At 67.1% G+C, this 22,819-nt stretch carries 19 protein-coding genes; 7 read left to right on the plus strand and 12 right to left on the minus strand.

The features are described 5' to 3' along the window. The first annotated feature begins 103 nt into the window (after window positions 1-103). The 4 genes from ACFVUS_RS18115 to ACFVUS_RS18130 all read left to right on the plus strand — a co-directional run bounded on the left by ACFVUS_RS18115 (window position 104) and on the right by ACFVUS_RS18130 (window position 3,419). Window positions 104-1,219 carry a YgfZ/GcvT domain-containing protein gene (locus ACFVUS_RS18115; protein WP_387767142.1) on the plus strand — a complete coding sequence of 372 codons (1,116 nt, stop codon included), beginning with the start codon at window positions 104-106 and terminating at the stop codon, window positions 1,217-1,219. Then, window positions 1,216-2,019, plus strand: coding sequence for an MOSC domain-containing protein (locus ACFVUS_RS18120; protein ID WP_387767145.1), 804 nt, complete (start codon window positions 1,216-1,218; stop codon window positions 2,017-2,019). Before ACFVUS_RS18115 ends, ACFVUS_RS18120 begins: the two co-directional genes overlap by 4 nt. A gap of 20 nt (window positions 2,020-2,039) precedes the next feature. Beyond that, on the plus strand, window positions 2,040-3,002 hold the full coding sequence (locus tag ACFVUS_RS18125) for an asparaginase (protein WP_387769955.1): 963 nt from the start codon (window positions 2,040-2,042) through the stop codon (window positions 3,000-3,002). 207 nt (window positions 3,003-3,209) lie between these two features. After that, complete coding sequence (locus ACFVUS_RS18130) at window positions 3,210-3,419, plus strand: DUF3073 domain-containing protein (protein WP_387767148.1); 210 nt, start codon at window positions 3,210-3,212, stop codon at window positions 3,417-3,419. Between the two features lie 308 nt (window positions 3,420-3,727). Here the strand turns inward: ACFVUS_RS18130 and purM are convergent, their stop codons facing one another. The 6 genes from purM to purF form a co-directional block, all read right to left on the minus strand. Continuing rightward, complete coding sequence (gene purM / locus ACFVUS_RS18135; RefSeq protein WP_364641645.1) at window positions 3,728-4,807, minus strand: phosphoribosylformylglycinamidine cyclo-ligase; 1,080 nt, start codon at window positions 4,805-4,807, stop codon at window positions 3,728-3,730. Between the two features lie 126 nt (window positions 4,808-4,933). Further along, the gene (locus ACFVUS_RS18140; protein WP_387767152.1) at window positions 4,934-6,661 is read right to left on the minus strand and encodes an ABC transporter ATP-binding protein; all 1,728 of its coding nucleotides are present in this window, start codon (window positions 6,659-6,661) and stop codon (window positions 4,934-4,936) included. After that, window positions 6,654-7,652, minus strand: coding sequence for an ABC transporter permease (locus ACFVUS_RS18145; RefSeq protein WP_387767155.1), 999 nt, complete (start codon window positions 7,650-7,652; stop codon window positions 6,654-6,656). The genes ACFVUS_RS18140 and ACFVUS_RS18145 overlap by 8 nt, the downstream gene beginning before the upstream one ends. Further along, entirely contained in the window at window positions 7,652-8,674 is a 1,023-nt protein-coding gene (locus tag ACFVUS_RS18150; protein ID WP_387769958.1) for an ABC transporter permease, read from the minus strand. The genes ACFVUS_RS18145 and ACFVUS_RS18150 overlap by 1 nt, the downstream gene beginning before the upstream one ends. Beyond that, window positions 8,674-10,215, minus strand: coding sequence for an ABC transporter substrate-binding protein (locus tag ACFVUS_RS18155; RefSeq protein ID WP_387769961.1), 1,542 nt, complete (start codon window positions 10,213-10,215; stop codon window positions 8,674-8,676). Before ACFVUS_RS18155 ends, ACFVUS_RS18150 begins: the two co-directional genes overlap by 1 nt. 392 nt (window positions 10,216-10,607) lie before the next feature. Next, window positions 10,608-12,173: an amidophosphoribosyltransferase gene (purF, locus tag ACFVUS_RS18160; RefSeq protein ID WP_387767158.1), complete on the minus strand. Its 1,566-nt coding sequence runs from the start codon at window positions 12,171-12,173 to the stop codon at window positions 10,608-10,610. 115 nt (window positions 12,174-12,288) lie between these two features. On the opposite strand from purF, the gene ACFVUS_RS18165 reads away from it, so the two are divergent. After that, entirely contained in the window at window positions 12,289-13,611 is a 1,323-nt protein-coding gene (locus ACFVUS_RS18165) for a YhgE/Pip domain-containing protein (RefSeq protein ID WP_387767161.1), read from the plus strand. Between the two features lie 3 nt (window positions 13,612-13,614). On the opposite strand, the gene ACFVUS_RS18170 is transcribed toward ACFVUS_RS18165, so the two are convergent. The 3 genes from ACFVUS_RS18170 to ACFVUS_RS18180 form a co-directional block, all read right to left on the minus strand. Continuing rightward, window positions 13,615-14,001, minus strand: coding sequence for a sterol carrier family protein (locus ACFVUS_RS18170; RefSeq protein WP_387767164.1), 387 nt, complete (start codon window positions 13,999-14,001; stop codon window positions 13,615-13,617). Window positions 14,002-14,087: 86 nt separating this feature from the next. Further along, window positions 14,088-14,780, minus strand: a complete 693-nt coding sequence (locus tag ACFVUS_RS18175; protein ID WP_387767167.1) for a CPBP family intramembrane glutamic endopeptidase — start codon at window positions 14,778-14,780, stop codon at window positions 14,088-14,090. Window positions 14,781-14,827: 47 nt separating this feature from the next. After that, a complete protein-coding gene (locus ACFVUS_RS18180) occupies window positions 14,828-16,597 on the minus strand; it encodes an alpha/beta hydrolase (protein ID WP_387767169.1) in 1,770 nt (589 codons plus the stop codon). Between the two features lie 143 nt (window positions 16,598-16,740). Here ACFVUS_RS18180 and ACFVUS_RS18185 point away from each other — a divergent pair, with 143 nt between their 5' ends. Then, window positions 16,741-17,031, plus strand: coding sequence for a YiaA/YiaB family inner membrane protein (locus ACFVUS_RS18185; RefSeq protein WP_387767172.1), 291 nt, complete (start codon window positions 16,741-16,743; stop codon window positions 17,029-17,031). A gap of 100 nt (window positions 17,032-17,131) precedes the next feature. Here ACFVUS_RS18185 and purL read toward each other — a convergent pair whose 3' ends face one another. Then, entirely contained in the window at window positions 17,132-19,426 is a 2,295-nt protein-coding gene (gene purL, locus ACFVUS_RS18190; protein WP_387767175.1) for a phosphoribosylformylglycinamidine synthase subunit PurL, read from the minus strand. 205 nt (window positions 19,427-19,631) lie between these two features. Here purL and ACFVUS_RS18195 point away from each other — a divergent pair, with 205 nt between their 5' ends. Further along, on the plus strand, window positions 19,632-20,891 hold the full coding sequence (locus tag ACFVUS_RS18195) for a glycosyltransferase 87 family protein (RefSeq protein ID WP_387767178.1): 1,260 nt from the start codon (window positions 19,632-19,634) through the stop codon (window positions 20,889-20,891). Here the strand turns inward: ACFVUS_RS18195 and ACFVUS_RS18200 are convergent. Both ACFVUS_RS18200 and ACFVUS_RS18205 read right to left on the minus strand, forming a co-directional pair. Next, entirely contained in the window at window positions 20,888-22,207 is a 1,320-nt protein-coding gene (locus ACFVUS_RS18200) for a M18 family aminopeptidase (protein ID WP_387767181.1), read from the minus strand. The two genes, ACFVUS_RS18195 and ACFVUS_RS18200, sit on opposite strands and share 4 nt — an antisense overlap. A 137-nt stretch (window positions 22,208-22,344) precedes the next feature. After that, window positions 22,345-22,782 (minus strand): MarR family winged helix-turn-helix transcriptional regulator, encoded by a 438-nt coding sequence (locus ACFVUS_RS18205; protein ID WP_387767184.1) that lies wholly within the window; start codon window positions 22,780-22,782, stop codon window positions 22,345-22,347. Window positions 22,783-22,819: the final 37 nt, after the last annotated feature.

Genomic DNA, 22,819 nt, shown 5'->3' on the forward strand with positions numbered 1-22,819 from the left:
ACGGAGTGATAACGACGCCGCAGAACTCGCCAACCCGGCAATACAGATCACAGTCCCGTAAGCGCAGACGACGGCCGAAATTCGGCACCGCTAGTGTGGTGGGGTGTCCTTCGAGGTAGCACCCAGTCCGATTCTTCAGGTTCCAGGGGCTGTCGCGGGGCCGCCCGAATCACCGGATGCGGCGGTCGCGTGGCATTACGGGGATCCGCTGGGCGAGCAGCGCGCCGCCGTACAGCGCGCCGCGATAGTGGATAGATCCCATCGGTTCGTGCTGAGCATTACCGGTAAAGAGCGGTTGAGCTGGCTCAACACCATCTCCAGTCAGGCCGTGGCCGAACTGCGCGACGGCGAGTCCGCCGAGGATCTGGACCTGGATCTGAACGGCCGCGTACTGCACCACTTCGTGCTCACCGAATTGGACGGCACGGTGTGGATCGACACCGAGGCCGCCCGCGGCCCCGATCTGCTCGCCTTCCTGCAGAAGATGGTCTTCTGGGCGGACGCCAAGCCCGAGGCGGCCCCCGAGCACCCGATGCTGAGCCTGTTCGGCCCGCGCGTGGCGGACCTCACCGAAACTCTGGGCATCGCAAGCCTTCCCGAGATCTATCGGGCCGTGGCGCTGCCCGGCGGCGGTTTCCTGCGCCGCATGCCCTGGCCCACCGCCGACTCCTTCGACCTGATCGTCCCCCGCGCCGACCTCGCCTCCTGGTGGACGCGGCTGCGCGCGGCGGGCGTGGAGGCCGCCGGTTCCTGGACCTTCGAAGCCCTGCGCGTGGCGTCCCTGCGCCCGCGCATCGGCATCGACACCGATGACCGCACGATCCCGCACGAGGCGAACTGGGTCGGCGGTATCGCCGAGCACGGCGCGGTGCACCTGAACAAGGGTTGCTATCGCGGCCAGGAAACCGTGGCCCGCGTTCACAATCTCGGTAAGCCGCCGCGCAATCTGGTGCTGCTGCACCTGGACGGCTCCGCCGACGACCGCCCCGTCCCCGGCGACGCGGTGACCGCCGCCGGTCGCGCGGTGGGCGTGCTGGGCACCGTGGTGGACCACTACGAACTCGGCCCGATCGCGCTGGCATTGGTGAAACGCAATGTCCCCGCGGACACTCCGCTGGCGGCGGGCCCCACCGCCGCCGCCATCGACCCGGATTCCGTTCCCGCTCATGACGAACCGCAGGCCGGCCGGCTCGCCGTCGAAAAGCTCCGCGGCCGATGAGCAGCGATGCCGCCGCACCGGGCCGGGTGCTCGCGGTCTGCGTCCTGCACGAGGAACTCGAGGTGCCGGGCCGGGTGGGGCGCACGGCCATCGACAAACGTCCGGTGCCGCACCGGGTTCCGGTGCGCGCGCTCGGACTGGACGGCGATCACGTGTGCGATGTCGACCATCACGGCGGCGTACATCAGGCCGTGTACGCCTACGCCGAGGAGGACGCGCGGGGCTGGTCCGCCGAACTCGAGCGCGAGCTGGCGGCGGGCTGGTTCGGTGAGAACCTGCGCATCGCCGGTCTGCCGGTGAGCGATGCGGTGCTGGGCGCGCGCTGGGCGATCGGCGACACCGTGCTGGAGGTGTCCGCGCCGCGCGTGCCGTGCGCGACCTTCCAGCACTGGTCCGGTGAGCAGCAGTGGGTGAAAAGGTTCACCGCGCAATCGAATACGGGCGCGTACTTCCGCGTCCTGACCGAGGGTGCGATCGGTGCGGGCGATGAGGTGCGGGTGCTGCACACCCCCGCGCACGGGGTCACCGTCCGGGATCTGTTCACCGGCGCGGATATGACCCGCCTGGAGTTGCTGCTGGAATCCGAGCCGACCATCTCCGACGATGTGCGCATGCAGATCGAACGGCATCGCCGCCGCCACGAGAACGCCGCGCGCGCGGCACAAATGCGCGCGGCACAGCAGGCCGCCGCGGACGGCGCGTCGAAAACGGATGCGCGGCATCCGGACCGGACCACCGCGGCGGCGGACCCCGGACGACAGGCGGTATCGGCTGCGGCAGAGAAGGGGGCTCGAGGATGAGCGCACCGGGTGTTCCGGGCGTGAACGCGGATCTGGTCGAGGTGGTGCGCTCCGGTTTCCGCGAATGCGTGCACCGCGGTTCCGCGGTGGTGCTGGCCCCGGACGGCGAGCCGCTGGTGCAGGTGGGCGCGGTGCACGGCCCGATCTTCCCGCGGTCGACCAATAAGCCGATGCAGGCACTCACCCTGCTGCGCAATGGTTTCGAACCGATCGACGGCGCCGAGCTGGCGATCTCGACGGCCTCGCATTTCGGTGAGCCCGATCATGTGGAGCTCGTCCAGCGGCTGCTGGATCGTTTCGGTTTCACCGAGGACGAGCTGGAGTGCCCGCCCGATCTGCCGTTCGAGGAGCAGGCCCGCGCGCAGGCGCTGGCCGGTAGTGAGCGCGGTAAAGCGGCCCGCCGGATTTTCATGAATTGCTCGGGCAAGCATGCCGCCATGCTCGCGACCTGCCGCATCAATGACTGGCCGACCACCGGCTACCTCGATATCGCGCATCCGCTGCAGCAGGCGGTGCTGGCCACGATCATCGATGTCACCGGTGAGCCGGAGACGGATCTGGGCATCGACGGTTGCGGTCTGCCGATCGTGCCGGTGTCACTGGTGAATCTGGCTCGCGCCTACGCGAAATTGGCCACCGCGCCGGAAAATAGCCCGGAGCGCCGGGTGGCGGATGCGATCCGTTCGCATCCGCGAGTGATTTCCGGCACGGACGGACCAGATTTTCGCGTCATGACCGCGACTCCCGGACTGGTCTGCAAGATCGGCGCGGACGGTGTGCACGCGGGCGCGCTGCCGGATGGTTCGGCCTTCGCGTACAAGATCGATGACGGCGCGGATCGCGCTCGATTGCCGCTCACGCTCGCGCTGTTGCAGCGTATGGGTATCGAATGGACCGACGAGCACGCGGAATTGGCGGCCCCGGCGGTGTTCGGCGGCGGTGCCCGGGTGGGTGTCATCCGAGCTGTTCCGGGGGTGCTCTAACCGCCGCGCCCCCTCGCGCGCCCTCGATTCCGACGGTCCCGGACGGCCTGCCGCGGTGGTCTCCGGGGGCACTTCGACGGTTTCTCACCCACTCCTGGAAGCGAGACCGCCGGACACACGCTAAAGTGTCTGTCAGGAAGATTATTAATTCGAACGGGGCCGCCAAACCACCCCAGGCCGCCCCGCAGTGACGCGAGGGGGTCAGCCATGGGCCGTGGCCGGGCTAAGGCAAAGCAGACCAAGGTGGCGCGCGAGCTCAAGTACAGCTCGACGCCGACCGACTTCCAGAGCCTGCAAAAGGAGCTGGGAGGGAGTCCCTCCGACTTGCCGCGGAGTGGTGTGCTTTCCGACGAGCACGACGCGAAAGATTCGCAGTCGAGCTGGGACGAAGACGACTACGACGACTGGCGCCGCTGACTCGGATTGTCGACGCACCAAGGGGAGGCCGTGATGGCCTCCCCATTGGCACGTTGATGTGCACCGAGTCTTCGGCGACATCGAAGATGTGATGACACGGCAGCGTCCCCTCCGTCAGGGCGGGACGCCGATGTGTGTTCTGTACCGGCACACCGGAATTCACGTGTGCGGTATTCCGGGCTACTCGGTGCTCCGAAGGTGGCGGGCCGCAACGATATCCGGCAATTCAGACATACTGCACGACATTCCAGACATACAGCACGGCCCCGGTTACTCCATGGAGTAACCGGGGCCGTGTGTCGTTGTGGCTAGAAGCGCGGGTGGTCGCCCAGCAGCACCGCGCGCGGGGCGTCGGCGTCCTTGGCCTTCTTGACCGTGCCGAGGGTCCAGCAGTCGATGTGGCGGGCGGTCAGCACCGCGAGGGCGCGGTCCGCGTCCTCGGGGGCCACCACGGCGACCATGCCGACGCCCATATTGAAGGTCTTCTCCATTTCGGCGCGCTCGACGCGGCCGCGCTGTGCGATCAGCTTGAAGACCGGGGCCGGGCTCCAGGTGCCGCGGTCCAGTTCGGCGACCAGTCCGGCCGGGAGCACGCGGGCCAGGTTGTTGGCCAGGCCGCCGCCGGTGACGTGCGAGAAGGTGCGCACATCGGTTTCGGCGATCAGGGCCAGGCAGTCCTTGGCGTAGATGCGGGTGGGCTCGAGCAGTTCCTCACCCAGGGTGCGGCCGAATTCCTCGACGTGCCCGGACAGCTGCATGCGGTCGATGTCCAGCAGCACCTTGCGGGCCAGCGAGTAGCCGTTGGAGTGCAGGCCCGAGGCGCCCATGCCGATGATTACGTCGCCGGGGCGGACGCGGTCGGGGCCGAGCACGGCGTCGGCCTCGACGACACCGACGCCGGTGCCGGAGATGTCGTAATCGTCCGCACCCATCAGACCCGGGTGTTCGGCGGTCTCGCCACCGAGCAGGGCGCAGCCGGCCAGGATGCAGCCCTCGGCGATACCGCCGACGATCTGGGCGACGCGCTCGGGCACGACCTTGCCGACGGCGATGTAGTCCTGCAGGAACAGCGGTTCGGCGCCGCAGACGACCAGGTCGTCGACGACCATGGCGACCAGGTCCAGGCCGACGGTGTCGTGCTTGTCCATGGCCTGCGCGATGGCGATCTTGGTGCCGACGCCGTCGGTGGAGGAAGCCAGCAGCGGCTCCTTGTACCCGGACTTGAGTGCGAACAGACCAGCGAATCCGCCGATTCCACCCTGTACCTCGGGCCGGGAAGCCTTCTTGGCCAGCGGTGCGAACAGCTCTACTGCGCGGTCGCCAGCTTCGATATCCACTCCGGCTGCCGCGTAGGAAGCACCGGCGCCACTGGGTGTCTGTTCAGTCATTGTCGGGGAAAGCTCCAAGCCGAATCGGACGGATAGATGCCTGCTCACGGTACCGGAGTCGATCGCAGGACGTCCGACCTCCCCTCATAGCAGACAATCCGCCGAGCTTCCAGACTTAACCGCACCTCACGAAATCAGCCGCTGCCTTTCCACTCTGCGACGGCGCTGCTCCTGCGGGTCCGGGACCGGAACCGCCGCCACCAGGCGACGGGTGTAGTCCTGGGCGGGATTGCGCAGGATGTCGTCGCGGGGGCCCTGCTCGACCACTTCGCCGTTGCACAGGACCGCGACATTGTCGGCGAGCTGGTCGACGACGGCGAGATCGTGACTGATGAACAGGCAGGCCCAGCCGCATTCGCGCTGTAGCTCGGCGAAGAGTTCGAGGACTTTGGCTTGGACGGAAACGTCCAGGGCACTTGTCGGTTCGTCCGCTATGAGGAGATCCGGATTGAGGACGAGGGCGCGGGCCAGGCTGACGCGCTGGCGCTGGCCGCCGGAAAGTTCGTGCGGGTAGCGCTTTTCGGTGCCCTCGGGGAGTTGGACGTCATCGAGGAGTTTGCGGACTCGATCGCGCATGGCCGCGCCCTTGGCGGTGCGGTGCACGACCAATGGTTCGGCCACACAGTCGCCGACGGTCAGGCGCGGGTTGAGGGAGGTGGCCGGGTCCTGGAAGACGAAGCCGAGGCGGCGGCGCAGGGGTCGAAGCCGGCGTTCGGAGAGTCCGGTCAGTTCGGAGCCGAGTACGCGCACGGATCCTCCTGTGGCGCGCTGCAATCCGGCGGCGCAGCGACCGATGGTCGATTTGCCGGATCCGGATTCGCCCACCAGGCCGAGGGTTTCGCCGCGCGCGATGCTGAAGCTCACCCCCTGCACCGCCCTGAACGCGGCGCGGCGCAGACCGCTGGAGAACTCCACGGTCAGGTCGGTGACCTCCAGCACCGGCATCGTGGCGGGCGCGGCGGAGTCGCGGGGTTCGGCGACCACCGGAGCCACGCGCGTGGACGCCCCGAGATGGGGCACCGCCGCCAGCAATGCGCGCGTGTACTCCCGGGTGGGGTTGGCGAAAAGGTCGTCGACGGAAGCCTGTTCGACGACGCGCCCGGCGCGCATGACGACAACACGGTCGGCCATATCCGCGACAACACCCATGTTGTGCGTGATCAGGACGATGGCGCTGCCGATGCGGTCGCGGAGATCGCGCAGCAGTTCCAGGATTTCGGCCTGCACCGTCACATCGAGGGCGGTGGTGGGTTCGTCGGCGATGATCACCTTGGGTTCGCAGGCGATGGCGATGGCGATCATGACGCGTTGTTTCTGACCGCCGGAGAGCTGATGCGGGTAGTAGTTGACGCGGCGTTCGGGTTCGGGCAGTCCGACCAGCCGCAGCAGATCGACGGCTCGGGTGCGGGCGGCGACGCGGCTCATATCGCTGTGCGCGCGTAGCGCTTCCATGATCTGGTACCCGGCGGTGAAGAGCGGATCCAGCGCGGAGCCGGGTTCCTGGAACACCATGGCGATATCGCCGCCGCGCAGTGCGGTGAGCTGGCGTTCGCTCATCCTGGTGATCTCGGCGCTGCCCAGGGTGACGGTGCCGCTCACCCGTGCGGTGGCCGGCAGCAGCCCGATCGCGGTGCGCGAGCTGACCGATTTCCCGGAGCCGGATTCGCCCACGACGGCGAGAACTTCGCCCGGGTACACCCGGTAGGAGACATTGGCGACCGCGTGCACGGCCCCGGCGTCGGTGGCGAAGGTGACCGACAGTCCGTCGACGGACAGTGCGGGACTGCGCTTTTCGGGCTCGGCACTGCGCTTTTCGGGCTCGGCGGGGACGCCGGGGTCGGGTTGTTCAGGCATCGGCGGCCTCCGGTTCCGGTGCGGCGGCGTCCACGCCGCGGCGGGTGCGCAGCAGCGGGTTCAGGACTTCATTGAGGCTCTCGCCGACCAGCGTCATTCCCAGCACCACGAGAACGATTGCGGCGCCGGGGAATACGCCGGTCCACCAGATGCCGTTGGGCACATCCTGGAGCGCCTTGTTGAGGTCGAAACCCCATTCGGCGGCCTGGGTGGGTTCGATGCCGAAGCCGAGGAAGCCGAGTCCGGCCAGGGTGAGAATGGCTTCCGCGCCGTTGAGCGTGATGATCACCGGCAGCGACTGGGTGACATTGGCGAAGATGTGCCGGTAGAGAATGCGACCGGTGGACGCCCCGCTCACCCGCGCGGCGTCCACGTACGGTTCGTTCTTGACCGCGACGGTGGCATTGCGCACCACTCGAAAGTATTGCGGCACAAAGATAACCGTGATGGCGATGGCGGCGGACAGTACGCCGCCGAGCTTGCTGGAGTTGCCGCCCGCCACCATGATCGAGACCACGATGGCGAGCAGCAGGGTGGGGAACGCGTACATGGCGTCCATGAACAGCACCAGTACGCGGTCCACCCAGCGACCGATATATCCGGAGATCAAACCCAGTGGGACGCCGACGAACAGCGAGAGCACCAGCGATACGCCGATGACGTACAGCGCGGTGCGCGCGCCGTACAGCACGCGGGAGAACACGTCCTCGCCGCGCACCGAGGTGCCCAGCCAATGCTCGGCGGACGGCGCCTGCTGGCGCACGAAATCGACGCCGTCCGAAGCGTTCTGGGCCAATCCGTAGGGTGCGATCAGTGGTGCGAACACCGCCGCGAACAGGAATACCGCGATCAGTGCGAGCCCCAATATCAGTGTGGCGCGCTGGAATCCGTGCGTCAGGCTGAACAGGCGCAGTCCCGGCAGACCGCGCCTGCTCCCCCTCACAGTGAGCGGGGCGACGGCCGGGTCGGTCACCACTTCCGGAGCGGTCATCAGAACCTCACTCTCGGGTCGATCAGCGCGACGATCACATCGACCAGGAAACTCATGACCGCCACCACCAGCGCCAGGAACGTCACAATGCCTTGCACCGCAACGAAATCGCGCTGGGTCAGATATTCGGTGAGTTGATAGCCGAGCCCCTTCCAATCGAAGGTGCGCTCGGTGAGTACCGCGCCGCCGAGCATGGACGCGATGTACATGCCCATTACCGTCACGACGGGAATGAGCGCATTGCGGAAGGCGTGCCGCCGCGTGACCACTCGCGACGACAGCCCCCGGGCCCGGGCGGCATCCACGTAGTCGCTGCGCAGGGTCTGGATCAGGTTGATCCGCACCAGGCGCAGGAAGACTCCCGCGGTGAGCAGTCCGAGCGCGATCGCGGGCAGCACGGTGTGTTTGAGCACATCGAGCAGGTATCCGGGATCGCCGTACAGAATGGCGTCGATGAACAGGACATTGGTCTTCGGTGAGACATGCTGTAGTGCCAGTTCCACATTGGTGCTGGCGCGCCCGGAGGCGGGCAGCCAGCCCAGTTTCACGGAGAAGATCAGCTTCAGCAGCAGGCCGACGAAGAACACCGGGGCCGCGTAGGCCAGGATCGCGAACAGTCGCAATCCGGCGTCGGCGGCCGTGTCACGGCGGGTGGCGGCGAAGCGGCCCAGCGGGACGCCGACCGCGAATGCCACCAGCAGTGACCAGAAGACGAGTTCGAGGGTGGCAGCACCGTAGTGGGTGACGATCTCGGTGATGGCCCGATTGTCCTGGGAGCGGCCGAAATCCCCGTGCAGGAGTCTGCTGATGTACTCCCAGTACTGGGTCAGGATGGGCCGATCCAGCCCGGCGGCGTGTTTGCGCGCCGCCAGTTGATCGGCGGGCAGGCGCCCGCCGAGCGCCGCCGTGATCGGATCGCCCACCACCCGCATCAGGAAGAATACGACTGTCACCAGGATCCAGGTGGTGGGGATGATCAGCAGCAGCCGTACCCCGAGGTACCGCAGCAGTTGACCAGAGATCACTTGCTGAGCACTCCGAACCGGAACTTGAACGACGGGTCGAGGGTGTTCTCCACGCCCTGTACGTTCTTGCCCGAGACGGCGATCTGCTTACCGGACAGCAGCGGCAGGATCGGAATGAAATCCGCTGCGAGCGAACGCTGTACGGTGGCCAGCGCCGCCATGCGCTTGGCATTGTCGGGTTCGGTCACCTCGGCCAGCAGTTCGGCGTTGATGCGCGGATCCTCGAAATGCGATTGCAGGAAGTTATTGGTCCCGAAGAACGGGGTCAGGTAGTCGTCGGCGTCCGGGTAGTCCGGGAACCAGCCGAACTGGAAGATCGCGTAGGTGTCCTTGACGCGTTCCTTCTGATACGAAACCCATTCGGTGGATTGCAGATTCACCTTGAACAGTCCGCTGGCCTCGAGCTGGCTCTTGAGCGCGGCGTACTCCTCGGACGAGGTGCTGCCGTAGTGATCGGTGTTGTACTGGATATTCAGCTCGACCGGGGTCGGCAGGCCCGCGTCGGCGAGGAATTTGGCCGCGGCGGTCTTGTTCGGCTTCTCGCCGTAGATTTCCTTGAACGGTTCGGTGGCTCCCGGAACACCCTGCGGCACAGAGGAATACGCGGGGGCGTAGGTGCCCTTGTACACGCCGGTGGAGAGCGCCTCACGATCGATCGAGGAGGCGAGCGCCTTGCGCACCGCGAGCTTCGCCGCCGGGGTGGCGCCCGGCATGGTGTTCATGTTGAAGATGATGTAGCGCAGTTCGCCGCCGGGGCCCTCCTTCACGGTCACCTTGTCGTTCTTGCGCAGTGACTCGATATCGGTGGGCGCGAGCGAGCGCCAGGCCACGTCGATATCACCGTTCTGCACGTCCAGGCGCATGTTCTCCGACCCGGCGAAGTACTTGGTGGAGACGCGGTCGGTCTTGGGCTTGCCCAGCACGCCGTTGTAGTCCGGATTCGCCTGGTAGGCAACGAGTTTGTTCTTGTCGTAGCTGGTGATGGTGTACGGCCCGGAGAACGGCTTGGCCTTCCACACCGCGTCGTCGTCGAGGAGTTTGTCCGCGGGGAACACCTTCTCGTCGACGATGGGTCCGGCCTGGGTGGGCAGGATGGCGGCGAAGGTCTGATCGTTGGCGACCTTGAGGGTGAAGTTGACCGTGGTCGGATCGACGACGTCGGTGTGGTCCAGATTGCCGAGCAGCGAGGCCGGACCGTTGGGGTCGTTGATCTTGAGCATTCGGTCGAAGGAGAACTTCACGCTGTTCGCGGTGAGCGGATTGCCGTTGGCGAACTTCAGATCCTTCTTGAGGGTGCAGGTGAACACCGTCGGGGTGCTGAATCCGCACTTCTCCGCGGCGTCCGGTTTCGGAACCGCCTCCCCCGGTGGGGTATTCAGCAGGAACTGGTAGACCTGCGTCTCCACCAGCAGTGATCCGTTGTCGTAGGCGGCGGCCGGGTCCAGGGAGAAGATCTTGTCGGTGGTGCCCACCACCAGTCCCGCGTCCCCGCTGTCCCCTCCGGTTCGCCCGGAACCGCATCCCGCCGCGGCGAGCATGGTGAGGCCCGCCAGCCCCACCGCCGCAATACTTTTCGCGCGCATACCGCCCTGCTTTCTCACGCGGCGCGTGGGCCGGGTCGCGACCCCGCCGCGCCGCGGTGGACTTCGTTTGGCTGCGGACAGTATCGACCGGTTATAACCGGAATGTTGCGAATACGAACAAATTAATCACTTTTGCCTCATATGCCCGACCAGGCCGATGTCTCAACTGCGACAGAGCAATTCGCGAGCAATGTCGCGCAGGGGCGCGGGGCGGCCCGGGAGCCCGGTGCGGACTCGACGCGCGGCAGCCGCGCTACGAGTGCGCTATGAGCGCGCGCCATGCACGAGAAAACCCCGTGCCCGCCCGCGAATATCGCGGACGGGCACGGGGTTTCGAATACCGGGGATTACGGGCGGCTCAGTGCGCTCGCATTCGCGTTGTCGGCCAGCAACTCCGCCTCGGAGGCGCCGGTGAGCACACTCTCGAGCAGGTTCTTGCCGATGGCCGCCTCGGTGGGCAGCGGAATCGGGTAGTCGCCGTCGAAGCAGGCGCAACACAGGCGCGAACGCGGCTGTTCGGTGGCGGCGACCATGGCGTCCAAGGAGATGTACCCGAGGCTGTCCGCGCCGATGGAGCGGCGCACGCCCTCCACCATGTCATCCATGCTGGTGCCCTCGATGCCGTCGGGCCCGGCTCCATTGGCGATCAGCTCCGCGCGCGAGGCGAAGTCGATGCCGTAGAAGCACGGCCACTTGACCGGCGGCGAGGCGATCCGCACGTGGATCTCCAAAGCGCCTGCCTCGCGCAGCATTCGAATCAGGGCGCGCTGGGTGTTGCCGCGCACGATGGAGTCGTCCACCACGATTAGTCGCTTACCGCGGATCACATCGCGCAGCGGATTCAGCTTGAGCCGGATGCCGAGCTGGCGGATGGTCTGGCTGGGCTGGATGAAGGTGCGCCCGACATAGGCGTTCTTCATCAGGCCCTGCCCGTACGGCACGCCCGAACCCTGCGCGTAACCGACGGCGGCGGGGGTGCCGGACTCCGGCACCGGGATGACCAGATCGGCCTCGACGGGATGCTCGAGCGCCAGGCGGCGGCCGATCTCCACGCGAGTGCCGTGCACCGAGCGACCGGAGATGGTGCTGTCCGGACGGGCCAGGTACACCATTTCGAAGACGCAACCCTTGGGGGTCGGGTTGGCGAACCGCAACGAGCGCACACCGTCGGCGTCGATCGCCAGCAGTTCGCCCGGCTCGATCTCGCGCACGAAGGAGGCGCCGACGATATCGAGGGCGGCGGTCTCGCTGGCGACCACCCAGCCACGATCCAGGCGGCCCAGACAGAGCGGGCGCACACCGTGCGGATCGCGCGCGGCGTACAGCGTGTGCTCATCCATGAAGGTGAGGCAGAAGGCGCCGCGCAGGGTCGGCAGCAGCTCCAGCGCGGCCTGCTCGATGCTCTTGTCGGCGGCGGCGTGCGCGAGCAGCGCGGTCATCACATCGGAATCGGAGGTGGCGGCCATATTGCCCGCGACCCGGCCATTGATCAGGCCCAGTTCCCTTGCGCGAGAACTCAATTCGGCGGTGTTGACCAGATTTCCATTGTGGCCCAGCGCGATTCCGGAACCCACAGCGGTGGTGCGGAAGATCGGTTGGGCGTTCTCCCAGGTCGTGGACCCGGTGGTGGAGTAGCGACAGTGGCCGACGGCGACGTGGCCGGGCATGGCGGCGAGCGTCTGCTCATCGAAAACCTGGCTCACCAAGCCCAGATCCTTGAAGACCAGCACTTGCGAACCGTCGGAGACGGCGATGCCGGCTGCCTCCTGCCCGCGATGCTGCAGCGCGTAAAGTCCGTAGTACGTGAGCTTGGCCACATCCTCGCCTGGCGCCCAGACACCGAACACTCCGCACTCTTCGCGGGGTTCGTTTTCGGGCTCATCGAGGGTGGTGTCGGCGGGGGGCAGGGTCACCGTGTTTGCTCCCTGTTCGGCGGGCGGGGGGCAGGACCCATAGTACTGGTAACCACAGCGCAACCCACCGCTGGGATAACCCGCATCGCGACGGCTTTGCTGTTAGCGTTCGGGCGTGGCGAGCACCGAGGTTTCGGAGTCCAGTCCTACCCGTCGTTTGAGCCCTTTCAGGTGGGCGTTTCCGATCGTGGTGGTCACGCTGCTGGCCTCGCTGCTCGGTGTGATGTACCTCGATTACATCGTCGATCCCGAGAAGAATCTGCACGATTTTCCGATCGCGCTGGTGAATCAGGATGTCGGCGATGATCTGAGCACCGGCGGTGCGACCAAGCATGTGAACTTCGGTGATCAGGTCGCGGCCGGGCTGCAACAGGCGGTGCCCACGGACAAGATCGATCTGCGCGTGCTCGGCATCAACGAGGCGCAGCTGCAGATGCAGTCGGCGAAGGTGTACGGCACCATCATCATTCCGAGCGATTTCTCCAAGCGGCTCGGCATTCTCGGCGTCGGCAGTGTGGTGCCCGGGGATATCACCCGGCCGACCATCACCCTGCAAACGAATCCGCGCACCGGGGCGTTCACCACGGCCATCGTGCAGAAGTTCGGGGCGCAGGCACTCACGCAGGTGAACGCGCAGGTCGGTAAGCAGTTGACCGAACAGGTCAAGACGACGCTGACACCCGCGCCCGGCGGGCCGCCCGCACCGGAATTGACCGCGGCCACCATGGTCACCCTGACCAATCCGCTGGATATCGTTACGCAGCAATTCCATCCGCTGCCCGGCGGTTCGGGTGAGGGTTTGACCGCGTTCTTCTACAGCCTGCTCCTGCTGTTGGTCGGCATGGTCGGGGCGATGATCATCCATCAGCTGCTCGATTCGGCGCTGGGCTTCCTGCCCACCGAATGGGGTCCGTGGTACGTGCACTATCCGCGCACGCCGATCTCCCGGGTGCGCACGCTGCTGTTGAAATGGTCTGCGGTAGTGGTCATGTCGGTGACGGTCTCGGCCGCACTGCTCGGTATCGGCGAGGCGCTGGGCATGCCGATCGACCGCCCGTTCCTGCTGTTCCTCTACGGCGCGTTCGTCATCACCGCCGTCGGCGTCACCTGCACCTCGGTGCTGGCGGCCGTCGGCACCGCGGGCCTGATCGTCAACCTGATCGTCTTCATCATCCTGGGCCTGCCCTCCTCCGGCGGCACCGTCCCGATCGAGGCCACCCCCAAATACTTCGGCTGGCTGTCGAGTTTCGAGCCCATGCACCAGGTCTTCCTGGGCACCCGCTCCATCCTCTACTTCGACGGCAGCGCCGCAGCGGGCCTGTCCCGAGGCTGCTGGATGGCCGCCCTGGGCCTGCTGCTGGGCCTGGTCTTCGGCCTCGCCATCACCCGCTTCTACGACCGCAAGGGCCTGGAACGCAAACCCGCTGCGGCGGCGTAACTTTCAGAGCGGTACGACGGGTAGCCAGCGCGCCACTTCGGCGGCACGCGATCCGGATGCCGTGAGCACCCCCGACTCCACCGCCTCCTCGAACCCCAACAGTCCGGTAGCCAGCAATAGCCAAGTGCGCGCATCGGTCTCGACCACATTCGGCGGCGTCCCCCGGGTATGCCGCAACCCCTCGATGCATTGCACCGCCACGAACGGCGGCACCCGCACCTCCACCGCCCCACCCGGCGCATCCGCCGCCAGCGACCGCGCCGTCCCCCGCACAGCCGCCGCCAACTCGGTCCGCGACGGAGCCGCGACCGACTCATCGCGCAACCACTCCCCCACGACGGTCACCGCCGCCCTGACCTCCCCCGGATTCACCGCTCCACGTCCAGCCACGCAAGCGAGGTTACCGCCGCCCACCGACACGAACCCCGCCGTCATCCCAGCGCGCTTTCGAACGGGATGACCGAGAGAGTTGTCGCTCAGGAACTCGGCGGCGGAGTAAGCCGGCGGGCCGCGAACGGTGCGAGCGCACCGCCGCCGTTGATGGCGAAGTGCAACAGCGCCGGGGCGGTGGCGCTGCCGGTGCGACGGTAGAGGAGATCGAACAGCGCACCTGCCAGCCCGGTGGCGGCCACCGTGCCGAGGATCGGATCGGCGGCGGAGCGTGCCGCGCGAATGTGCGACAGCCCGAAAGTCAGTGCGCCCAGCCATGTTCCGCCCGCACCGAGGCTCCGCTCCAGCAGCGGGGTCAGGGTGGCGCGATACACCAGTTCCTCGGCGAACACCGTGCCACCGGGGATGTGCAACCCCGCCCATTCGGCGGTGGATACGGCGGGCCCGCGATGGGCGGCTCCGGCCAGTTCCCGCCGAATTCGCGGAATCGCCAGTCCCACAACGTAACCGGCGAGCACCACCCCGCCGGCTGCCGCGCCCGCGCGCACTCCGCCCGCCGAAACCCACCCCGGCCTACCCCGGAACGCGAACGCGTAGGCCAGCGCGAAGCCGGTATTGGCGGCGGTGCGCCCGCGCACATCCAGTCCGAGCGCAGGCAGTACGCGATTGCTCCAGAGCAGCGGAAGAGCCATGGCGGCAATAGCTTTCGGCAGTGCGGCACGTTCGGCGACCGCACCGCGCCGGGCCGCATCGATGATCGAGGTGGTCGCGGGTGGCACCGGCCCGACAGGGGTCCGGACGCCGAGCTCCCGGGAGCGGCGGCGCACTATTTCACCGCTCGCTCGTAATCCTCGGCGAGTTCTATTTGGGTGCGGATCTTTTCGGAGAGTTCGGGGGTCCAGCCGGGTGGGGCGGCGATGGCGGCCCAGCCGTCCAGAACGAGGGAGCCGTAGCGGTGGCCGTGGCCGTCGCTGACGCCCTGGGCGTTGGTCAGGTCGGCCGCCACCTGCCAGAAGGTGACGAAGGGCCACCAGCGCATTTGGGAGGAGACATCCGCGCCTCGGGGTTCGGAGAGCCAATCCGGTTGGGAGAAGATGAGATCCGAGGACCACCAGACGATGGGGTCGGACGGGTGCATGAGGTAGGCGATGCGCGGGTGCCGCCAGTCCGGGGAGGGTTTCTCCAGATCGGCGGCGGTGGCGGCGAATCGGACGGTGAGGCCGTCGGCGTAGATGGGGTCGACCTCGCGGGTGCCCGGATCACGGCGCGAATTGAATTGCTCCCACAGGCGATTGGAATTGGGCGGGCCGACCCAGAGCGCGCCGTCGACCTTCGAGCGCAGATCGGCCAGGCCGTCGAAGGCCGATTCCGAACCCTGTGAGCCCAGGCTCTCGCCGTACACGAGGAGTTTGGGTCGCGCTTCCGGCGGCCGCGCCGACCATGCCGCGTACACGGCGTCGAACATCTTGCGTCCCGCCACCGCCACCTTCTCGCGGTCCGCCAGGAAGGACAGCACGCTGGGCAGGTACGAGTACTGCGAGGCCAGAATCGCGGTGTCGCCGCCGTACATGTACTCGATCGCGGCCGCGCTCATCGAGTTCACCCAGCCGGTGCCGGTGGTGGTGATGATGACCAGCACCTTGCGATCGAAGGCCCCGGTGCGCTGCAATTCCGCGACCGCCAGGTCCTCCTCGGTGGTGTCCGCGTTCGCGGACTGCAATCCCACGTAGGCCCGAATCGGCTGGCGCGCGGGCTTTCCGGTGGCGGCGCTGATCAGCATGGGATCGGGTCCGTGCGAGACGAACCAGCGCCCCTCCGATCCGAGCGTCTCCCATTTCGCCAACGACTGTGGGCTGCCGGACCGTTCGGGCCGCGTCGGCTGCACCGCGTACGGCGTCATCTTGTCGTTGCGCACACTGAACGCCGAGTTGGCGACCGCGAAGAACGCCCGCGTGGCGACACCGTTGAACAGCGTGATGATCAGCACGAACAACAGCAGCGCCCCGGTGGCGGGCGCGAGTTTGGGCGGTATCCGCACCCACCGGCTCAATTGCCGCCCGATGAACCGCACGGCTTCCCGCAGCGTCCGGAATACCGCCACCACCAGCGCGCCGACCGCGACGCTCAGCCCGCCGGTGCGCAGATAGGCGGCACGCGTGGTGCCCTCCATATTCATCAGCCCGGTGATCTCGCGCTGCCAGTCCGCGGACATGACCAGCATGTACGCGGCCACCAGCGCACAGGTGAGCACCACGGCCACCTTCACCACGTACCGCACCCATTCCGGCGGCGTCTCGATCCTCAGCCGCGGCCGAATCCACTTGTGGAACAACCACTGCAGTACGCAGCCGAGCCCGTATCCGGCGGCGGCGTTGAGCCCGGAGATCAACCCCTGGAACAGCCAATCGCGCGGCACCAGCGACGGCGTGAGCGACCACGCGAAGAACAGCGTCGCCACCACCAGCCCGGTGTGATTGAGATCGACGACATCCTCGGCCCGCTTGGCGACGCGTGCGGCCCGCCGCCCCCAGCCACGCCGAGTCAGCACGGCGGCGCGCAGGCGCAGCCGCCGGAGCGTCTCGGCGGGGTCGAACACCCGTCAATTATGGACGGCGCGGTTCGGAATCCGTGGATTCACGGCTGTGAGAGCCACCATTCCGGCGGCGTGTTGCTACTACGCACGCCACTCGAGTAGTTGTACGCGTGGCGCGGCAGAGCTGTCTCGACAGACTCGACGGCATGAGCAACCCCAGCGCACAGACCAAGAGCACCATGGCTTTTCTGGCTCAGGCTGTCATCGCTTTCGGAATCAGTTTCACCGCAATGGGTATCGGCATCGCCAATCTTCCCCTGGACTTCTGGCAGCGCGGTTTCCTGCTGATGTCCATGCTGTTCCTGGTGAGCAGCAGTTTCACGCTCGCGAAAGTGGTTCGCGATCAGCATGAGTCGACCAAGGTGCATCAGCGCATCGATGAGGCTCGGATGGAAAAGCTGATGGCCGAACATGATCCGTTCAAGGTCGTGTCGTGAGTCCCGACCCGCGCGAATACGAAAGCACCCCGCCCGACCCGGTTGTTCGAGGGGTCCGGGTCCGGCGGGGTGCTTCGGTGTTCGCGTTACGTGCGCTGGGTCAGTGTTCGAAGTGGCCGAACAGTGCGGGCAGCGTGCCCTCGAAGGCGGTGCGCAGGTCGGCCAGGGTAATGGTGAACTGGCCCTGCACCTCGACCGCGTCCGAACCCTGATCGACGACGCCGATGCGGGTCCAGGGCAGCTCGCGCGCGGTGCACATCTTGGTGAAGCGGGTCTCCTCCGAGCGCGGGACGGCGACCAGCACGCGTCCGGCGGATTCGGAGAACAGCTGCACGAACGGGTCGGTGCCCTCGGGAAGCAGGATGCGGCAACCGGTTTCACCGGCCAGCGCGGCTTCGATGACGGTCTGCGCCAGACCACCCTCGGACAGGTCGTGCGCGGCGCTGATCATGCCGTCGCGCGAACCCGCGGTGAGGATTTCCGCGAGCAGCTGCTCGCGGGCGAAGTCGACCTTGGGCGGCACGCCGCCGAGGTGATCGTGCTCCACCTGCGACCAGATGGAACCGTCCAGCTCGTCATGGGTCTCGCCGAGCAGGATGAGGGTCTCGCCGGGCTCCAGGCCCAGGCCGGTCGGGATGCGGCGGTGCACATCGTCGATGACGCCGAGCACGCCGACCACGGGGGTGGGCAGGATGGCGGTCTGGCCGGTCTGGTTGTAGAACGAGACATTACCGCCGGTGACCGGAATACCAAGGGCCACACAGCCGTCCGCGAGACCGCGGACCGCCTGCTGGAACTGCCACATGACGCCCGGATCCTCGGGGGAACCGAAGTTCAGGCAGTTGGTGACGGCCTTGGGGGTGGCACCGGTGGTGGCGACATTGCGGAACGCCTCGGCCAGCGCGAGCTGCGCGCCGGTGTACGGGTCCAGCTTGGTGTAGCGGCCCGAGGCGTCGGTGGCCAGCGCGATACCGCGGCCGGACTCCTCGTCGATGCGAATGACACCGGCGTCGGCGTGCTCGGCGAGCACGGTGTTGCCGCGCACATAGCGGTCGTACTGTTCGGTGATCCACTTGCGCGAGCACAGCTGCGGGCTGGCCAGCATCTTCAGCACGGTGGCGCGCAGTTCGTCGCCGGTCTTCGGGCGGTTCAGCGCGGCAGTCGAATTCGCGATGAGCGCGTCCTGATCGGCGGGACGCTGCACGGGGCGCTCGTACACCGGGCCGTGGTGGGCGACGGTGCGCGGCGGCACGTCCACGACAACCTCGCCGTGCCAGGTGATTTCGAGGCGCTCACCATCGGTGACCTCACCGATGACGGTGGCGGTGGTGTCCCACTTCTTGCAGATCGCCATGAAGCGATCCACATTCTCGGGCGCGACCACGGCGCACATGCGCTCCTGCGATTCGCTCGAAAGGATCTCGGCGGGAGACATATTCGCGGCGCGCAGCGGCACCTGATCGAGTTCGATGTGCATACCGCCGGAACCGGCCGCGGCCAGTTCGGAGGTGGCGCAGGACAGGCCCGCGCCGCCCAGGTCCTGGATGCCGACAACGACACCGGAGTGGTACAGCTCGAGACAGCACTCGATGAGCACCTTCTCGGTGAACGGGTCGCCGACCTGCACGCTGGGGAGTTTCTTACGGCCGGAACCGGATTCGTCACCGGAGAAGGTGTCCGAGGCCAGCACGGAGACGCCGCCGATGCCGTCGAGGCCGGTGCGCGCGCCGAACAGAATGATCTTGTTGCCCTCACCGGAGGCGAAGGCCAGCTTCAGGTCCTCGACCCGCATGACGCCCGCGCACAGCGCGTTGACGAGCGGATTGCCCTGGTAGGAGGCATCGAACACGGTCTCGCCGCCGACATTGGGCAGGCCGAGCGAGTTGCCGTAACCGCCGACGCCGCGCACCACACCGTCGACCACGCGACGGGTGTCCGGGTGGTCGGCCGCACCGAAGCGCAGCTGATCCATCACCGCGATCGGGCGCGCGCCCATGGCCATGATGTCGCGGACGATGCCGCCGACACCGGTGGCAGCGCCCTGGTAGGGCTCGACGTACGAGGGATGGTTATGCGATTCCACCTTGAAGGTGACCGCCCAGCCGTCACCGATATCCACCACACCGGCGTTCTCGCCGATGCCCGCGAGCATGCTGGAACGCATCTCCTCGGTGGTGGTCTCGCCGAAGTAGCGCAGGTGCACCTTGGAGGACTTGTACGAGCAGTGCTCGGACCACATCACCGAGTACATGGCGAGCTCGGCATCCGTCGGCCGCCGGCCGAGAATCTCCTTGATACGCGCGTACTCGTCATCCTTGAGGCCGAGTTCCTTATAGGGCTGCGCAGTATCCGGGCTGGCCGCGGCGGCGCTGACGGTATCGACGTGGCTGGTCACGGGGAAACCAGAGTCCTTTCGGCCGGGCATGTCAGAACTGAGAACCGGCATGGCTGGATTTCGGCGAGATACTGGTCAGAGTCTAGTTGCCCTGTTATCACCACTTTCGCCCACCTGGAGTTGTGCTCGGCAGCACATTTTCCGCAAGGCCCGTGCCTTCGGGTGGCGAGGCGGTCGAAGCGAACCTCCCAGCTAGTCTGTCCCGGTGAACGAACGATCCGGGCTTGCGGATCCCGCGGAGAAGCCTGTGCCCTCATCCAAGGACTCGGCATTGACGCAGCAGCAGGTTCGGCTGCTGGCCATCGCGGTTTTGTTGTTCGCGGTGTCGGCCGTTGTCAGCCTGCTGGCGCACTTCTGGCACGGGTACATCGATTTGCAGGTGTATCGGAACGGTGCGCGGGCGTGGTTGGACGACAAGGATTTGTACGGACCCATGCCGCCCGTCTATGGGCTGGGGTTGCCGTTCACCTATCCACCGCTGGCGGCGCTGTTCTTCGCACCGCTGGCGCTGATGCCGCTGCTGCTGTCCGAGTGGGCGGTGCTGATCGTCTCGATTCTCTCCCTGGGCATCACGCTGTGGGTGGTGCTGGATCGGCTGCGGCCGAACCTGGCGTGGGTGACGCGGCTGACCATCGTGATCGGCGCGGTGTCGATATTGCAGCTGTCCGAGCCGATTCGGCAGACCTACGGGTTCGGGCAGATCAATCTGGTGCTGATGGCCGCGATCACGCTGGACTGCCTGGCGCGCAAGCCGTTCTGGCCGCGCGGCATGCTGATCGGCATCGCGGTGTCGGTGAAGCTGACGCCCGGCGGGTATCTGCTGTACTTCCTGCTCCGCAAGGATTGGAAGGGCGCGGCGACGCTGGTGCTGTCCACCATCGGCGCGGTGGCGGTGGGATTCGCGCTGTTCCCGAGTGATTCGGTGGAGTACTGGTTCCACACGCTCGCCGATACCGGGCGGATCGGGCCGCCCTGGTACGCGGGCAATCAGTCACTCAAGGGCTTCGCGTACCGGTTGGGCGTCTCGAGTTCGGCGGCGACGCTGATCTGGATCGTGCTCTCGGTGCTGGCGATCGCGCTGGCGGCGATCTGGATGAAGCGGCTCATCTCGGTGGGCGCGAACGCCGCCGCGCTGATGGTGAACGCCGGTGCGGTGCTGCTGGTTTCGCCGGTGTCCTGGTCGCATCACTGGGTGTGGATCGCACCGGTGCTGCTGGTGGTGGCCGATGCGATCGCCAATGGTCAACGCAATAAATGGTTCCTGGGCGCCACCGGGTTCGCGGTGATCCTGTTCGCGATCGGCCCGCAGTGGCTGCTGCCGCACGACCATGACCGCGAACTCACCTGGGCGTGGTGGCAGCAGATCATCGGCAGCAGCTACGTGCTGTTCACCCTCGGACTGTTCATCGTCGCCGCGCTCAGGTATCACCCGGAGCCGAGCGACCGGAAGGTCGACGCCGCCTAGCGCGGAGCCTCCGGAGTAAGGAAGGCCGCCAGCGCCGCCGCGTACGCGGGAATGTCTGCCGCGCCCATCATTTCGCGCGCCGAGTGCATGGCGAGCTGGGGTGCGCCGACATCGACGGTGGGCATACCGGTGCGGGCGGCGGTCATCGGGCCGATGGTGGAACCGCAGGGCAGGTCGGCGCGATGCACGTAGCGCTGGAGCGGTACCCCGGCCTGCGCGCTGGCCAGGGCGAACGCGCCCGCGCCCGCGGCATCGGTGGCGTAGCGCAGGTTCTGGTTGACCTTGAGCACCGGTCCGCCGTTCACCTCGATGCGGTGCATGGGTTCGTGCCGGTCCGGGTAGTTCGGATGGGTGGCGTGCGCCATATCGCCACTGGCGCAGACGGATCCGGCGATGGCGGCCAGATATTCGGCGCGCCCGCCGCCGCGCGTCAGCACGATGCGCTCCAAAACCGTTGGCAGCAGCCCGGATTGGGCACCACGATCGGATTGGCTGCCGACCTCTTCGTGATCGAACATGGCCAGCACCGGCACCGCCGCGCCGGGTTCGGCGACCGCGGCCAGGAAGGCGCGCAGTCCGGAATAGCAGGTGCCCTGATTGTCCAGTCGCGGTGCGCTGACCAGATCCAGATCCCGTCCGATGAGCCGGGACGGCACCAGATCGTGCGTCATGAGTTCCCAGCCGAGCACCGCGCTCGGTTCGATGCCGGAGCGTTCGGCGATGAACGCCATGAACGAGCGCGGCTCCCCGCCGATCCCCCACACCGCGTTCACATGCCGCTGCGGATCCAGGGTCACCCCGCGCCGATCCTCGGACAGGTGGATGGCCAGCTGCGGCACCCGCAGAATGGGCTCGTCGATGCGAATCAGCCGCTCCCGCACCACATTTCCGTCACGCACCGAGAGTCGCCCGGAGATGCCGAGGTCGCGATCCAACCAGGAGTTGAGCAGCGCCCCGCCGTACGGTTCCAGTCCGACCATCTGCCAGCCCGCGACAGCGGTATCCGGATGCTGTTTCACCCGCAGGTTCGGACTGTCGGTATGCGCGCCGACGACCCGGAACGGGGTGGCCTGCCCGGTGCGGAATCCGCTGGGCGCGCCCGGTCCGCCATCGGACCACGCGACCAGTGAGCCGCCGCGCACCACGTAGTAGCGCCCGGCGCTACTCGACGGCCAGGGCGCGGATTCCGATAACCGGGTGAAGCCGTGGTCGTCGAGTTCGGCGGCAACGGTGCGGCAGACGTGGAACGGTGACGGGGAGGCGTCGATGAATTCGCACAGTCCGGCGGCGGTCGCGGTGGTCTCGGCAACGGGCATGCCTGCGATCCTAAGCATTGACTATTCAGTTTCCGCCGACGGCCGCCCTATCCGCACGCCCCATCGGTGTGGCGGGCAGGCCGGTACTACCCGGTCTCCGGATTGGGCTGGTAAATAGAGGATTTCGAGAATGAGCGCTACTGCGGGAACGGCACGTCCGAGACGCGCTCCAGCAGGCGCAGCAGTTCCAGGTAGTCGCCGCCGCCGAGGCGGTTGCGTAGCTCGGATTCGGCGCGCATCTCCTCGGCGCGCACCTCGTCGACCAGTTCCGCGCCGCGGCGGCTGAGTCCGATGAGAATGCGGCGGCGGTCATCGGCTGCGGCGACCCGGAAGATGAGTCCGCGTTCGGCCAGATGGTCGGCGTGCCGGGTGGCGGAGGAGGGCGGAAGTTGCGCGCGGGCGGCCAGTTCGCTCATGGTGATGCCCGTGTCGGACGAGAGATTGGTCAGCATGCACCATTGGTCGGCGGTCAGCCGCCTGGCACACAGTGCGGCGTCGAGGTGACGAAGCCAACTGCGTTCCGCGGCCCGCAGTGCGCCGTGCAGTGTGGAAATCCCACCTAGAATTGTCGCCATATTCCCGCCCGTCAAATTCACTTGAACGAGGAGAGGG

Origin of the sequence: Nocardia sp. NPDC058058 (assembly GCF_042885355.1) — a bacterium.
In the GTDB taxonomy this organism is placed as follows: domain Bacteria; phylum Actinomycetota; class Actinomycetes; order Mycobacteriales; family Mycobacteriaceae; genus Nocardia.